General features: G+C 71.8%; 15 protein-coding genes and 2 tRNA genes. 11 read left to right on the top strand and 6 right to left on the bottom strand.

Annotated features, from left to right (window positions below):
- The first annotated feature begins 175 nt into the window (after positions 1 to 175).
- The 4 genes from NYZ95_RS12945 to NYZ95_RS12960 all read left to right on the top strand — a co-directional run bounded on the left by NYZ95_RS12945 (position 176) and on the right by NYZ95_RS12960 (position 2,473).
- Positions 176 to 247 (top strand) — tRNA-Gln (locus tag NYZ95_RS12945).
- Positions 248 to 292: 45 nt separating this feature from the next.
- Positions 293 to 365: transfer RNA gene (locus NYZ95_RS12950), tRNA-Glu, on the top strand.
- 141 nt (positions 366 to 506) lie between these two features.
- A complete protein-coding gene (locus NYZ95_RS12955; RefSeq protein ID WP_262851732.1) occupies positions 507 to 1,997 on the top strand; it encodes a DNA-3-methyladenine glycosylase 2 family protein in 1,491 nt (496 codons plus the stop codon).
- Positions 1,994 to 2,473 (top strand): methylated-DNA--[protein]-cysteine S-methyltransferase, encoded by a 480-nt coding sequence (locus NYZ95_RS12960; protein ID WP_262851733.1) that lies wholly within the window; start codon positions 1,994 to 1,996, stop codon positions 2,471 to 2,473. Before NYZ95_RS12955 ends, NYZ95_RS12960 begins: the two co-directional genes overlap by 4 nt.
- A gap of 12 nt (positions 2,474 to 2,485) precedes the next feature.
- Here the strand turns inward: NYZ95_RS12960 and NYZ95_RS12965 are convergent, their stop codons facing one another.
- Positions 2,486 to 3,205: an IclR family transcriptional regulator gene (locus tag NYZ95_RS12965; protein WP_167007961.1), complete on the bottom strand. Its 720-nt coding sequence runs from the start codon at positions 3,203 to 3,205 to the stop codon at positions 2,486 to 2,488.
- 109 nt (positions 3,206 to 3,314) lie between these two features.
- On the opposite strand from NYZ95_RS12965, the gene leuC reads away from it, so the two are divergent.
- The 3 genes from leuC (at position 3,315) to NYZ95_RS12980 (ending at position 6,350) form a co-directional block, all read left to right on the top strand.
- A complete protein-coding gene (leuC, locus tag NYZ95_RS12970) occupies positions 3,315 to 4,721 on the top strand; it encodes a 3-isopropylmalate dehydratase large subunit (protein ID WP_262851734.1) in 1,407 nt (468 codons plus the stop codon).
- Positions 4,722 to 4,738: 17 nt separating this feature from the next.
- Positions 4,739 to 5,338: a 3-isopropylmalate dehydratase small subunit gene (gene leuD, locus NYZ95_RS12975; RefSeq protein WP_262851735.1), complete on the top strand. Its 600-nt coding sequence runs from the start codon at positions 4,739 to 4,741 to the stop codon at positions 5,336 to 5,338.
- A 265-nt stretch (positions 5,339 to 5,603) separates the two neighbouring features.
- On the top strand, positions 5,604 to 6,350 hold the full coding sequence (locus tag NYZ95_RS12980) for an HU family DNA-binding protein (RefSeq protein ID WP_262851736.1): 747 nt from the start codon (positions 5,604 to 5,606) through the stop codon (positions 6,348 to 6,350).
- Positions 6,351 to 6,404: 54 nt separating this feature from the next.
- Here NYZ95_RS12980 and NYZ95_RS12985 read toward each other — a convergent pair whose 3' ends face one another.
- A complete protein-coding gene (locus NYZ95_RS12985; RefSeq protein WP_262851737.1) occupies positions 6,405 to 6,593 on the bottom strand; it encodes a hypothetical protein in 189 nt (62 codons plus the stop codon).
- 5 nt (positions 6,594 to 6,598) lie between these two features.
- Positions 6,599 to 7,216, bottom strand: coding sequence for a 2-phospho-L-lactate guanylyltransferase (cofC, locus tag NYZ95_RS12990; RefSeq protein ID WP_262851738.1), 618 nt, complete (start codon positions 7,214 to 7,216; stop codon positions 6,599 to 6,601).
- Positions 7,217 to 7,285: 69 nt separating this feature from the next.
- Here cofC and NYZ95_RS12995 point away from each other — a divergent pair, with 69 nt between their 5' ends.
- Both NYZ95_RS12995 and NYZ95_RS13000 read left to right on the top strand, forming a co-directional pair.
- Positions 7,286 to 8,065, top strand: coding sequence for a lysophospholipid acyltransferase family protein (locus tag NYZ95_RS12995; RefSeq protein ID WP_262851739.1), 780 nt, complete (start codon positions 7,286 to 7,288; stop codon positions 8,063 to 8,065).
- A gap of 3 nt (positions 8,066 to 8,068) precedes the next feature.
- On the top strand, positions 8,069 to 9,070 hold the full coding sequence (locus NYZ95_RS13000; RefSeq protein ID WP_262851740.1) for an NAD(P)H-dependent glycerol-3-phosphate dehydrogenase: 1,002 nt from the start codon (positions 8,069 to 8,071) through the stop codon (positions 9,068 to 9,070).
- 9 nt (positions 9,071 to 9,079) lie between these two features.
- On the opposite strand, the gene NYZ95_RS13005 is transcribed toward NYZ95_RS13000, so the two are convergent.
- Positions 9,080 to 10,168 carry a trans-sulfuration enzyme family protein gene (locus NYZ95_RS13005; RefSeq protein WP_262851741.1) on the bottom strand — a complete coding sequence of 363 codons (1,089 nt, stop codon included), beginning with the start codon at positions 10,166 to 10,168 and terminating at the stop codon, positions 9,080 to 9,082.
- 37 nt (positions 10,169 to 10,205) lie between these two features.
- On the opposite strand from NYZ95_RS13005, the gene NYZ95_RS13010 reads away from it, so the two are divergent.
- Positions 10,206 to 11,339, top strand: a complete 1,134-nt coding sequence (locus tag NYZ95_RS13010) for a D-alanine--D-alanine ligase family protein (protein ID WP_262851742.1) — start codon at positions 10,206 to 10,208, stop codon at positions 11,337 to 11,339.
- Positions 11,340 to 11,347: 8 nt separating this feature from the next.
- On the opposite strand, the gene NYZ95_RS13015 is transcribed toward NYZ95_RS13010, so the two are convergent.
- Both NYZ95_RS13015 and NYZ95_RS13020 read right to left on the bottom strand, forming a co-directional pair.
- The gene (locus NYZ95_RS13015) at positions 11,348 to 11,824 is read right to left on the bottom strand and encodes a DUF3515 domain-containing protein (RefSeq protein WP_262851743.1); all 477 of its coding nucleotides are present in this window, start codon (positions 11,822 to 11,824) and stop codon (positions 11,348 to 11,350) included.
- Entirely contained in the window at positions 11,803 to 12,039 is a 237-nt protein-coding gene (locus NYZ95_RS13020; protein ID WP_262851744.1) for an Lrp/AsnC ligand binding domain-containing protein, read from the bottom strand. Before NYZ95_RS13020 ends, NYZ95_RS13015 begins: the two co-directional genes overlap by 22 nt.
- 138 nt (positions 12,040 to 12,177) lie before the next feature.
- On the opposite strand from NYZ95_RS13020, the gene NYZ95_RS13025 reads away from it, so the two are divergent.
- Entirely contained in the window at positions 12,178 to 13,152 is a 975-nt protein-coding gene (locus tag NYZ95_RS13025; protein ID WP_262851745.1) for a thiamine-phosphate kinase, read from the top strand.
- The last annotated feature ends 26 nt before the right edge of the window (positions 13,153 to 13,178 follow it).

The following is a 13,178-nucleotide window of genomic DNA, read 5'->3' on the forward strand; positions in this document are numbered from 1 at the left end:
GCGCGGCGGCGGGAGGGGTCGCCGGGCGCAGTGAGCCGATGCGGGGTCGACGCCGTACGTACTCTGGCGCTGACCTGCGGAGACGTCGTGAAACCGCCCCCCGGATTTGGGCCCGGCGAACGCGTCCGGTAATGTTCTTCTCGGTTCGGGGCCGCAAGGGCTCGGGCCAAAGCCATGGGGTATGGGGTAATTGGCAGCCCGTCGGTTTCTGGCACCGTTAGTCTAGGTTCGAGTCCTAGTACCCCAGCGAAGGAGCCCGCCGGAGCATCCGGTAAGGTTCTTTCATCACCACGGCCCCGTTGTGTAGCGGCCTAGCACGCCGCCCTCTCAAGGCGGTAGCGCGGGTTCGAATCCCGTCGGGGCTACAACAGGCGCCCGAGTCCTCAGGACTCGGGCGCCTTGGTGTTTACGGGCCTCGGGTACGCCGTCGGCGTGAGGAGCGAACCCGCACGGTGACGTCCGAATCCCGCTAGTTCCTGTCTCCTCGGCCAGGCATGCTGGTGGGCATGAGGTGGGACGAAGACCGGTGCTACCGGGCAGTGAGCGCGAAGGACGCCCGGTTCGACGGCGTCTTCTTCACGGCGGTCACGAGCACCGGCATCTACTGCCGGCCCTCGTGCCCCGCCAGGACCCCGAAGCGCGAGAATGTGCGTTTCTACACGACCGCTGCGGCGGCGCACGACGCCGGCTTCCGGGCCTGCCGCCGGTGCCGTCCCGATGCCGCGCCGGGGTCGCCCGAGTGGGACGTCCGCGCCGACACCGTCGGTCGGGCGATGCGGCTGATCCGCGACGGCGTGGTCGAGAGGGGCGGGGTGCCCGGGCTCGCCGACCGCCTCGGCTACAGCACCCGCCACGTCCACCGGATGCTCGTCGACGAGCTCGGGGCAGGCCCGCTCGCGCTCGCCCGGAGCAACCGGGCCCACTACGCCCGCGTCCTCCTGGAGACGACCGAGGTCCCGGTGACCGACGTGGCGTTCGCGTCTGGGTTCACGTCCGTCCGGCAGTTCAACGACACGCTCCGGACCGTGTACGACGCGACGCCGAGCGCCCTGCGCGCCGGTGCGCGTCGCCGCGACCGCGCCGCGCCCGGTGCAACTCCAGGGCGGATCACGCTGCGCCTCGCCGTGCGCCGGCCCTTCGCGTACGAGACGCTGCTCGACTTCCTCGCCGCGCGCGCGGTCCCCGGCCTCGAGACGGTCCGCGACGGGACGTACGCGCGGACGCTGCGCCTTCCGCACGGCCCCGGGGTCGTCGCGCTGACGCCGACCGACGACCACGTCGCCTGTGCCCTCGAGCTGAGCGATCTGCGCGACATGATGACCGCCGTCGCGCGCTGCCGGAGCATGTTCGACCTCGACGCGGACCCGGTGGCGATCGACGGTGTCCTCGGGGCCGACGCCGCGCTCGCCGATGCCGTCCGGACGATCCCGGGCATGCGCGTCCCGGGCCACGTCGATCCGTACGAGCTCGTCGTCCGCGCCGTCGTGGGGCAGCAGGTGTCGGTCGCCGGCGCGCGCACCACGCTCGGCCGGATCGTCCGCGACCACGGCACGCCGCTGGAGCCCGCGACGCACCCGCTCGCCGACGCGTACGCGCTGACCCACGTGTTCCCCGACCCGGAGGCGCTCGCCGCCGTCGACCCGGCGGGCCTGGGGATGCCGCGCTCGCGAGGCACGACCGTCGTGGGCGTCTCGGACGCGGTCGCCGTCGGCAAGCTCGACGTCAGTGCGAGCGCCGACCGCGCCGCGCTGCGCTGCGACCTTGTGGCGCTGCGGGGGATCGGCCCGTGGACGGCCGACTACGTCCTGATGCGGGCCACCCGCGACCCCGACGTCATGCTCGCGACCGACCTCGTGATCCGGCGACGCCTCGATGCGCGGGGGCTCGCCCCGGCCCGTACGCACGACCCGACCACGGCCTGGAGCCCGTGGCGCTCGTACGCCGCGATGCACCTGTGGAACCTTGCCGACACCCCGCCGACCGAGAGGCAGCCATGACCGTCACGAACACCGCGTACGTCGACACCCCGATCGGCGGCCTGCGCATCCACAGCGACGGGTCGGCCGTCGTCGCGATCGACTTCGACGCGCGGCCCGAGGAGCCGGACACCCCGGGCGACCCGATCCTCGAGCAGGCGGTGACGCAGCTGCGCGAGTACTTCGCGGGGGAGCGGACCGACTTCGACCTCCCGCTGGAGCCGCGCAAGGGCTCGGCCTTCCAACGGGCGGTCTGGAAGGAGCTCGTCGCGATCCCGTACGGCGAGACCGCCACGTACGGGGAGATCGCGGCGCGGCTCGCGCTCGGACCCTTCGGTGCCCGGGCGGTCGGCTCGGCGAACGCGTCCAACCCCATCCCGGTGGTCGTCCCGTGCCACCGCGTCGTCGGTGCCAACGGCACGCTCACCGGGTACGCGGGCGGGCTCGACCGCAAGCAGACCTTGCTCGACCTCGAGCGCGGCCCGGCGCTGTTCTGAGCCGGGCGAGGCTTACTCGCCGTTGCGGCGCAGCGACTGCGAGAGGCGTTCCGCGGCGGCGACGACGGCCGGCGCGTGCATGCGACCGGGTTGGCGCGTGAGGCGCTCGACGGGGCCGGACACCGAGACGGCGGCGATGACCTTGCCGGAAGGGGAGCGGACGCTCGCCGACACCGAGGCGATCCCCGGCTCGCGCTCACCGACGCTCTGCGCCCAGCCGCGACGGCGGACCTGCGACAGAGCGGCAGCGGTGAACGCGGCGTTCTGGAGCCCGCGGTTCATCCGCTCGGGGTCCTCCCAGGCCAGCAGGATCTGCGCGGCCGAGCCGGCCCGCATCGTCAGCTGGCTGCCGACCGGCACGGTGTCGCGCAGACCGGTCGGGCGCTCCGCGGCCGCGACGCACACCCGGTAGTCACCCTGCCGGCGGAACAGCTGGGCCGACTCGCCCGTGATGTCACGCAGCCGGGCGAGGACCGGGCCTGCGGCCGCGAGCAGACGGTCTTCCCCGGCCGCGGCGGAGAGCTCGGAGAGCCGAGGGCCGAGGACGAAGCGTCCCTGCATGTCGCGGGCGACGAGACGGTGGTGCTCGAGCGCCACGGCGAGCCGGTGTGCTGTGGGGCGGGCGAGGCCGGTACTCGACACGAGGCCAGCGAGGGTCGCCGGGCCCGCTTCCAGTGCTGACAAGACCAGTGCGGCTTTGTCCAGCACGCCGACTCCGCTAGAGTTGTCCATGCCTTGATATTGCCGTCTCGCATTGTGAAATGCAAGCATGGGTCGACGAGCCCGCACCAGGCTCGCTTCGGCCCTCGCGGCGGCGCACCACGTGGAAGAGGAGAGAGCAATGGGCAAGACCCTTGCGCAGAAGGTGTGGGACGAGCATGTCGTGCGGCGCGCGGAGGGGGAGCCCGATCTTCTCTTCATCGACCTCCATCTCATCCACGAGGTGACGAGCCCTCAGGCCTTCGACGGTCTGCGGCTGGCCGGTCGTCAGGTCCGGCGGCCCGACCTGACCCTCGCCACCGAGGACCACAACATCCCGACGACCGACCTCGACAAGCCGATCGCCGACCCGGTCTCCCGCACGCAGGTGGAGACGCTGCGGCGCAACTGCGAGGAGTTCGGCGTCCGCCTGCACCCGATGGGTGACATCGAGCAGGGCATCGTCCACGTCGTCGGGCCCCAGCTCGGCCTGACCCAGCCCGGCATGACCGTCGTGTGCGGCGACTCCCACACGGCGACCCACGGTGCCTTCGGTGCGATCGCCTTCGGCATCGGCACGAGCGAGGTCGAGCACGTCCTCGCGACGCAGACGCTGCCGCAGGCGCGTCCCAAGACGATGGCCGTCGAGGTCGTCGGCGAGCTTCCCGAGGGGACGTCCGCGAAGGACCTCGTCCTGGCGCTCATCACCCAGGAGACCACCGGTGGGGGACAGGGCTACATCGTCGAGTACCGCGGTGAGGCCATCCGCAAGCTCTCGATGGAGGCGCGGATGACGATCTGCAACATGTCGATCGAGTGGGGCGCCAAGGCCGGCATGATCGCGCCGGACGAGACGACCTTCGCCTTCCTCAAGGACCGTCCGCACGCGCCGCAGGGCGCCGACTGGGACGCCGCGGTCGCCCACTGGCGCACCCTCGTCACCGACGACGACGCGGAGTTCGACAAGGTCGTCACCCTCGACGCCTCGAAGGTCACGCCGTTCGTGACCTGGGGGACCAACCCCGGCCAGGGTGTGCCGCTGTCGGCCGCCGTCCCGTCGCCTGAGGACTTCGACGACCCGAGCGAGCGCGTCGCCGCCGAGCGCGCCCTCGACTACATGGGGCTGACCGCCGGGACGCCCATGCGTGACATCGCGGTGGACACCGTCTTCGTCGGGTCCTGCACGAACGGTCGCATGGAAGACCTGCGGGCCGCCGCCGCCGTCATCGAGGGACGCAAGGTCGCCGACTCGACGAGGCTCCTCGTCGTCCCCGGCTCGGTGCGGGTGCGCCTGCAGGCCGAGGAGGAAGGGCTCGACGTCGTCTTCAAGGAGGCCGGCGCGGAGTGGCGCGGTGCAGGCTGCTCGATGTGCCTCGGGATGAACCCCGACCAGCTGGCCCCGGGTGAGCGCAGCGCGTCGACGTCCAACCGCAACTTCGAGGGGCGCCAGGGCAAGGGAGGCCGGACGCACCTCGTCTCGCCGGAGGTCGCCGCCGCGACCGCGGTCCTCGGCCACCTCGCCTCGCCCGCCGACCTCGTCAACGCCTGACCCGCACGGAGACCGCCATGGACAAGTTCAGCACGCACACCGGAGTCGGCGCCCCGCTGCGTCGCAGCAACGTCGACACCGACCAGATCATCCCCGCCGAGTACCTCAAGCGCGTCACACGCACCGGCTTCGAGGACGGGCTCTTCTCCGGGTGGCGCAAGGACCCGTCCTTCGTCCTCAACCAGCCGGCGTACGCCGACGCGACGGTGCTCGTCGCGGGTCCCGACTTCGGCACGGGCTCCTCGCGCGAGCACGCGGTGTGGGCGCTCCAGAACTACGGGTTCGCCGTCGTCATCTCTCCGCGCTTCGGTGACATCTTCCGAGGCAACTCGGGCAAGGCGGGGCTGCTCGCCGCGCAGGTCGACGAGAAGACGGTCGTCGCTCTCTGGGAGCTCCTCGAGGCCGAGCCCGGGACGACGATCACCGTCGACCTCGTCGAGCGCACCGTCGTCGCCGGGGAGGGGCCGGGCCGCGTCGAGGACTCGTTCGACATCGACGACTACACCCGCTGGCGTCTGCTCGAAGGACTCGACGACATCGGCCTCACGCTCTCGCACGAAGACGCGATCAGTGCGTACGAGGCGTCGCGTCCGTCGTTCAAGCCGGCAACGTTGTGACCTGACGCGATCCCGCGCGACTGCGACGGAGCTCGCCTGCTCGTCTCGGACCCGGTTCTCGGAAACCACGTAACCACGGTGGTTTCCGAGAACCGGGTTTTTGCGTCTCGTGGCGGCTCGCCCGCCAATCGCGTGCCGGTCGGTCTCTGTGGGCCCGCGCGCGAAGACAACACGTTCGGACAAATGCCTCTACGGTGATTGAGTCGGACAAGGCGATTGCCTACCGTCAAACGCGAAGTGTCGAGTCGTTCACGGGGAGGAACCAGTGAACAAGAGCGAGTTCGTCGAGGTGCTCGCGGCTTCCTTCGAAGGAAACCGTGCGCAGGCTCGTCGTGCGCTCGACGCAGTGATCATGACGCTCACCGCTCGCCTGGCGAACGGGGACCGGATCGTGATCAGCGGATTCGGAGCGTTCCAACAATCGATCCGCACCGGCCGAGAGGTCCGGAACCCGCGGACGGGGGAGATCCACGTGATCGCGGATCGGACCATCCCGAAGTTCATACCCGGAGGGGAGCTGAAGAACGTGGTGGCAGGTGTGAGGACGGCAGCCAAGAAGGCGACCGCCAAGAAGACGACGACCGCGAAGAAGTCCGCGGCCAAGAAGGCGACGGCGAAGAAGACCGCGGCGAAGAAGACGGCAGCGGCCAAGAAGGCGACCGCCAAGAAGTCCGCCGCCAAGAAGAGCGCCGCGAAGAAGACGACGGCGAAGAAGTCCCCGGCGAAGAAGACCGCCGCGAAGAAGACGACCGCGGCCAAGAAGGCAACGGCCAAGAAGACGACCGCGGCCAAGAAGGCGACGGCCAAGAAGGCGACGGCCAAGAAGACGACCGCGAAGAAGGCCACCGCGAAGAAGTCGGCGGCGAAGAAGACGACGGCGGCCAAGAAGGCGACGGCCAAGAAGTCGACCGCGAAGAAGGCGCCGGCGAAGAAGACCGTCGCCAAGAAGGCCACGGCCAAGAAGACGACCGCGAAGAAGGCGACGGCACGCAGGTCCCCTGCGCGCGTCTGACACCGATGACGGATGCGGCCCCGGGACTCCCTGGGGCCGCATCCGCGCGTGCGGTCAGTGGATGCGCAGCGCCACGACCCGGGCGGGTGAGCCGCTGGTCTCGACGATGACCCGCTGTCCGGGTCGCAGGTGGCGGACGGGCGAGGCCGCGAGGACCTCGCGGTCGTACGAGACGGTGACGCCGTCGTCGAGCACGAGAGTGCCGCCGTGCTCGGGGTCGAAGGTGGCGATGGTCCCCTGCATGGACGTCACCGTACCGTGACGCCCGCCAGGACCTGGGACGTACGAGGCCCGAGGGCAGAACCCAGTGCGGCGAGGTGCTCGGGGAGGTCGGTGTCGCGACGCAGGCCCCTGGCGGCGGGCAGGAGCACGGCGCCCTGCGACAGGTGAGCCGCGAGTGAGCCGGTCCCGAAGCGGGGCGCGAGCGCGTCCAGCGCGGTCGCGGCCAGCAAGGTCGTCCCGGTCTCGTCCGCGTCGGCGACCACCGACAAGGGGTGCTCCTCGGCGAGCCGGAGCGCTGCCTCGAGCTCGCCGGGCGTGAGGGCGGGAAGGTCGGCCGTGAGGATCGCAACCGGGGGTCCCGTGGTGGCTGCCGTCGTCACGCCGGCGTCGAGGGCGGCATCCAGTCCTCGGCCGGGGTCGACCACGACCTCGTACCCGTCCGTCCGGGAGGCGAAGCTCGCGACGGTGGCGTCCGAGGTGACGACCACGACGCGACCTACGGCGGCGCAGGCGGCCACGGCGTCGAGGGTGTCGAGCGCGAGCGCGCGAGCCAGCGCCGGGCGTGCCTCCGCGTACGCCGCGAGGCGCGACTTGCCCACCGTCGCGTCCTTGACGGGGACGACCACCGACCACGTTCGCGTCACGGGTCGATCTTGCCCCATCCGTCCTCGTCAGCCCTGGGTGCCGCAGTGCCATGAACTAGGCTCACTCGGATGGAGAGTCCTGTCCCCGACCCCGAGCCGCGCCGACCGGGGCTGATCCTGCGGGCGATCGTCGCGACGTTGCGCGCTCCCGTGACCGCGATGGTCAAGCGGGACTGGCGGGGGGCCGAGCACCTTCCTCCGACCGAAGGTTTCGTGGTCGCGGCCAACCACGTCTCTCACTCCGACCCGGTCATGCTCGCCCACTTCCTGTACGACAACGGCGTGCCGCCGCGCTACCTCGCGAAGGCCGCGCTCCTCGACCTCCCGGTGGCGGGTAGGATCCTCCGCGCGACCGGTCAGATCCCGGTGTACCGCGGGACGTCTCACGCCTCCGACGCCTACGCGGCGGCGAAGCAGGCGGTGCTCGACGGCGACTGCGTCATCTTCTATCCCGAGGGCACGATCACCCGAGATCCCGACGAGTGGCCGATGTCGGGCAAGAGCGGTGCGGCGCGCGTGGCGCTGGAGACGGGATGCCCGGTGATCCCGGTGGCCCAGTGGGGACCCAACATGTTCCTCGAGCCGTACACGGCGGTGCCGCACGTGCTTCCGAGGCGGACGATGGTGATCTCGGCGGGACCACCCGTCGATCTCACCGATCTTCGCGAAGAGGGCGTGAGTGCCGCTATCCTCGCCGAGGCCACCGAACGCATCATGGATGCGGTGACGGAAGAGCTGGCCAAGATCAGAGGCGTCGCTGCCCCCACCGGGCGGATGTCCCTCGACGACCCCCGTGTGCGGCAGCGCCCGCGACCACGCCGCCACGCGGCACCCGAGAAGGAGAAGTGATCCATGGCCAAGACCGCAGTGCTCGGTGCCGGTTCCTGGGGGACCGCCTTCTCGTTGGTCCTGGCCGACGCCGGCAACGACGTGCACCTGTGGGGCCGACGGACCGAGGTCTGCGAGGCGATCAACCAGACTCGTGAGAACCCGGACTACCTCCCGGGCATCCTGCTCCCGGAGACGATCAAGGCCAGCCACGACCCTGCCGTCGTCCTGTCCGGTGCCGAGGTCGTGGTGCTCGCCGTCCCGTCGCAGCAGCTGCGCGCCAACCTCCAGGAGTGGTCGCGCCACATCCCGCCGGACGCGGTCGTCGTGAGCCTCATGAAGGGTGTCGAGCTCGGGACCCACCTGCGGATGAGCGAGGTCATCGCCGAGCTGACCGGTGCAGGGCCCGAGCGGATCGCCGTCGTCACCGGGCCGAACCTGGCGCGCGAGATCGCGCAGCGCGAGCCTGCTGCAGCGGTCGTGGCGTGCGCCGACGAGAGCGTCGCCAGGCGCCTCCAGAAGTGGTGCCACACCCAGGCCTTCCGCCCGTACACCAACACCGACGTGGTCGGCTGCGAGCTCGCCGGCACCACGAAGAACGTCATCGCGCTCGCCGTCGGTGTCGCCGACGGCCTCGGCTACGGCGACAACGCGAAGGCCTCGGTCATCACGCGCGGTCTGGCCGAGACCGCGCGGCTCGGCACCGCGATGGGCGCCGACCCGATGACGATGATGGGCCTGGCGGGCCTCGGTGACCTCGTGGCCACGTGCAGCTCGCCGCTCTCGCGCAACCGGACGTTCGGCGAGAAGCTGGGCCGCGGCCTGAGCGTCGAGGAGATCGTCGCCTCCACCCGCCAGGTGGCCGAGGGCGTGAAGTCCAGCGACTCGGTCTCGGAGCTGGCGCGCGTCCACGGCGTGGACATGCCGATCGTGGAGCAGGTGGCGGCGCTCATCCGGGGCGAGACGACGCCGAAGGAGCTCGTCGCGGCCCTGGTGTCGCGTACGCCGAAGCCCGAGGTGCGCTGACCTAGGCGCCTACGCGTGGGCCAGCGCCTGCTCGACGTCGGCCCAGAGGTCCGCGAAGCCCTCGATCCCGACCGAGACGCGGACGAGCCCCTCGGGGATGGTGTGCGGCTCGCCCTCCCAGCGCCTGCGCCGTTCCCACGTCGTCTCCACACCGCCGAGCGACGTGGCGCACACCACGAGCCTGCTCGCGGTGGTGACGCGGTGCGCCGCGACGCCACCTCCCACCGGCTCGAACGTCAGGACCGTCCCGAAACCGGGGTAGCGCACGTCCGCGACCTCCGGGTGGGCCGCCAGCCGCTCGACGAGCCTCCGGGCGTTGTCCTGCGCGCGCTCGAAGCGGACGGCCAGGGTGCGGAGCCCTCGCGTGGCGAGATAGGCCTCCAGCGCCCCGGGGGTCGCGCCGTGGAGGCGCCGATAGGTCTCGAGCAGCTCGTACGTCGCGTCGTCGGCGGCCACGGCCACCCCGGCGAGCGCGTCGCTGTGCCCGGCGAGCAGCTTCGTGGCGGAGTGGACGACGACGTCGGCGCCGAGTGCGAGAGGTTGCTGGACCAGCGGCGTCGCGAAGGTGTTGTCGACGACGACGAGCGCGCCTCGGGTGCGCGCGGCCGCCGCCGTCTCGGCGACGTCGACCACCTCGAGCGCCGGGTTCGTCGGCGACTCGATCCAGACCATCGCTGCGTCGTCCGCCGCGTCGACCAGCGCGCGAGGCTGCGTGACGTCGACCTCGCGGACCTCGAGGTGCCCGCGCCTCGCCGCGTCGCGCAGCAGCGCCACCGTCCCGTTGTACGCGTGCCGCGGCACCACGACGGCGCGGCCCGAGGGGACGAGCGAGAGCACGGCTGCTGCTGCCGCCAGGCCGGAGGCGTACATCACCGCGCGCCCGCCCTCGAGCGCACCGACGACGTCCTCGAAGGCTTCCCAGGTCGGGTTGCCGTACCGGCCGTACTCCAGCGACCCGCCGGCCACGTACGTGCTGGCGGGCGTGATAGGCACGTTCAGCGGTGAGTCGGGCGTCCGGTCGGGGCGCCCTGCGGCGACGGCGAGCGTCTCAGGGGTGAGACTGGACGAGAGGTGCTGTGGGTGGTCAGAGCGAGCCATGCCGACCATTGTCGCCCGTCACGATAGGGTCACCCCGATGAGTGATCCCACGCTGCACGATCCCGCACCGGCCGGCTCCGCCTCGCGAGACCGACGCCCGTGCGTCCTGCTCGTCTTCGGGGGGCGCTCCAGCGAGCACGAGGTCTCCTGCATGACGGCACGAGAGGTGCTCGCGGTGATCGACCGCGACCGCTACGACGTCATCGCCGTCGGCATCACCCGGGACGGGCGGTGGGTCCTCCAGGACCACGGCCCGCAGAGCCCGCCGGGCTCGCTGCCCGTCGTCGACGAGTCCGGGACGCCCGTCGCGCTGTCGGCCTCTCGGCTCCTCGCCGAGACCGCCGACGGAGCGACCGAGCTGGTCGCGGAGGTCGATGTCGCCTTCCCGCTGCTCCACGGCCCGTGGGGCGAGGACGGGACCATCCAGGGCATGTTCGAAATGGCCGGGCTGCGGTATGTCGGGTCGGGCGTGCTCGCCAGCGCCGTCGCGATGGACAAGGCCTTCGCCAAGGTCGTCTTCGCGACCGCCGGGCTGCCCCAGCTGCCCTACACGGTCGTCCACGCGGACGAGTGGGCGGACGACCCGTCCGCCGTGAAGGAGTCGGTGGCCTCCCTGCACTACCCGGTCTTCGTCAAGCCCGCGCGCGCCGGCTCGAGCATGGGCGGCACGCTCGTCGAGGACGAGCACGGGCTCGCCGACGCCATCGCGTTCGCGCAGGAGCACGACCCGAAGGTCGTGGTGGAGTCGGCGGTCGACGCCCGCGAGATCGAGTGCGGCGTCCTCCAGAAGCCCGACGGCTCCGTCTGGGTCAGCACCCCGGGCGAGATCGCGGTCGACCACGGGGCCGGTCACGCGTTCTACGACTTCTCGGCCAAGTACGTCGACGGGACCTCCAAGAACCTCGTCCCCGCCCGTCTCGACGACGCCGACATCGAGCGCGTCCGCGAGAAGGCGGCCCGCGCGTTCGACGCGCTCGGCTGCGAAGGGCTGGCGCGCGTCGACTTCTTCCTCGTCGACGACGTCTTCTACATCAACGAGGTCAACACGATGCCGGGGTTCACCCCGTTCTCGATGTTCCCACAGGTGTGGCAGGCCGCCGGCGTCGATTACGCGGAGCTGATCGAGCGACTCCTCGACCACGCGCTGGCCCGCCCGACCGGCCTTCGCTGAGTCTCAGCTCACACGCAGGGAGTCACGACGGGGTCGTGCTCGGTGACGAGCGCCGAGAGGTCGCTCAGCGCCTCCGAGGGCGGCTCGTGCTCGCGCGGCACCGTGACCTCGACGTACGCCCGCCGGCCGATCGTCGTGAAGACGTACGAGTCGGCGTTCTCCTGAGTGAACCAGCCGACGTCGTCGACGACGTCGCACCGCGAGGTCGGCTCGAGGCCGGCCGGCTTGTCGACCCCGCACCGCAGGACGATCGCCGGGCTTCCCCAGGCACGGCCGGAGCCGGCGGGGGCGACGCGCACCGCCTCCTGGCCGGCGACCGACCCCGGCGCGTCGTCGAGCAGGTCGGCGCACAGCGACGCGACGTCCTCGGGCGTGGGCTCGGGAGGGTCGACCGCGACGGTGTCGGCGCACCCGGTCGCGAGCACCGCGAGCGCGACGAGGCAGGCCGCGCGGGGAAGAAGGCTCAGAGGTGGACGACGGGACACGTCAGCGTCCGGGTGATGCCGTCGATGCGCTGGATCTGCGCGACGACCATCTCGCCGAGCTCGTCCACGTGCTTGGCCTCGGCGCGCACGATCACGTCGTAGGGCCCGGTCACGTCCTCGGCGAGGGTCACGCCCTTCACCTCGGCGATGGCCGCGGCGACCTCGGCGGCCTTGCCGACCTCGGTCTGGACCAGGATGTAGGCCTGAACCACCATGTGGGGATCCTCCGTGCTCGTCGAACGGTCACCGCCTGGACACGCTACAGGATGATGACGTCCGCGTGACGGCTCGTCCCGCGCGACGCACCACCGGGGCGCCACGGCCGTACGTTCGCCATGGCGCAGGATGGGGACATGACCTCCGCACCGCGCACACCAGGACAGGACGACCCCGACCTCACGGTGGGAGACGTGGGCGAGTTCGGGCTGATCGACCGCGTCGCTCCTGCCGAGCACTCCGCGCGGGTGCTCGTGGGTCCCGGTGACGACTGCGCGTCGTTGCGCGTGGCGTCGGGGCGGGCGCTCCTCTCGACGGACGTGCTCGTCGAAGGCCGGCACTTCCGCCGTGACTGGGCCGAGGGGTACGACATCGGCCGGCGCGCCGCGGCCGCCAACCTCGCCGACGTCATGGCGATGGGCGGCGTGGCGACGGCGTTGACCGTCGGGTTCGCGGCGCCTCCCGACCTGCCGTCGCGGTGGGCCGAGGACCTCACGCGCGGCATCGTGGACGAGGCGGCGCTCGTGGGCGCCGAGGTGGTCGGCGGCGACGTCACCGCCGCGGACGGCGTGGTCGTCGCGATCACCGTCGTCGGCGAGGCCGACCAGGAGCCGGTGCTCCGCTCAGGTGCCCAGGTCGGTGACGTGGTGGCCGTGGTGGGCCGGCTCGGGTGGGCCGGCGCCGGGCTGCACGTCCTCGGCCGTGGCTTCCGGTCGCCGCGTGTGCTCGTCGACGCGTACAGACGTCCCGAGCCCCCGTACCTCGAGGGTCCGCGCGGGGCGCGGGAGGGCGCGACCGCGATGATCGACGTCAGCGACGGCCTGCTGGCCGACCTGGGGCACGTCGCCGCGGCGAGCGGCGTGGGGATCGCGCTCGACACGAGCGCCCTGGTCGTCGCCGAGCCGATCGCCGACGTCGCCGCCGCCACGAACGCCGAACCGCTGGGCTTCCTCCTGACCGGCGGCGACGACCACACCCTCGCGGCGACCTTCCCGGCCGACCGCGGAGCCCCGGACGGCTGGACGGTCGTCGGGCGCGTCGTCGAGGGGGAGGGAGTCACCGTCGACGGACGGGAGTGGGAGGGCCCGGCAGGCCACGAGCACTTCCGCTGAGCCGGCGCACGCAGGCGGTCGGAGCG

Source organism: Mumia quercus (genome assembly GCF_025506335.1).
GTDB lineage: Bacteria > Actinomycetota > Actinomycetes > Propionibacteriales > Nocardioidaceae > Mumia > Mumia quercus.

What these genes read in the sequence shown, in the direction of transcription:
- NYZ95_RS12955 (WP_262851732.1), top strand. Translation starts at nt 507, where the DNA reads ATGAGGTGGGACGAAGACCGGTGCTACCGGGCAGTGAGCGCGAAGGAC.
- NYZ95_RS13000 (WP_262851740.1), top strand. Translation starts at nt 8,069, where the DNA reads ATGGCCAAGACCGCAGTGCTCGGTGCCGGTTCCTGGGGGACCGCCTTC.
- NYZ95_RS13010 (WP_262851742.1), top strand. Translation starts at nt 10,206, where the DNA reads ATGAGTGATCCCACGCTGCACGATCCCGCACCGGCCGGCTCCGCCTCG.
- leuC (WP_262851734.1), top strand. Translation starts at nt 3,315, where the DNA reads ATGGGCAAGACCCTTGCGCAGAAGGTGTGGGACGAGCATGTCGTGCGG.
- NYZ95_RS13005 (WP_262851741.1), bottom strand. Translation starts at nt 10,168, where the DNA reads ATGGCTCGCTCTGACCACCCACAGCACCTCTCGTCCAGTCTCACCCCT.
- NYZ95_RS12985 (WP_262851737.1), bottom strand. Translation starts at nt 6,593, where the DNA reads ATGCAGGGGACCATCGCCACCTTCGACCCCGAGCACGGCGGCACTCTC.
- NYZ95_RS13020 (WP_262851744.1), bottom strand. Translation starts at nt 12,039, where the DNA reads ATGGTGGTTCAGGCCTACATCCTGGTCCAGACCGAGGTCGGCAAGGCC.
- NYZ95_RS12960 (WP_262851733.1), top strand. Translation starts at nt 1,994, where the DNA reads ATGACCGTCACGAACACCGCGTACGTCGACACCCCGATCGGCGGCCTG.
- NYZ95_RS12995 (WP_262851739.1), top strand. Translation starts at nt 7,286, where the DNA reads ATGGAGAGTCCTGTCCCCGACCCCGAGCCGCGCCGACCGGGGCTGATC.
- leuD (WP_262851735.1), top strand. Translation starts at nt 4,739, where the DNA reads ATGGACAAGTTCAGCACGCACACCGGAGTCGGCGCCCCGCTGCGTCGC.
- NYZ95_RS12965 (WP_167007961.1), bottom strand. Translation starts at nt 3,205, where the DNA reads ATGGACAACTCTAGCGGAGTCGGCGTGCTGGACAAAGCCGCACTGGTC.
- NYZ95_RS13025 (WP_262851745.1), top strand. Translation starts at nt 12,178, where the DNA reads ATGACCTCCGCACCGCGCACACCAGGACAGGACGACCCCGACCTCACG.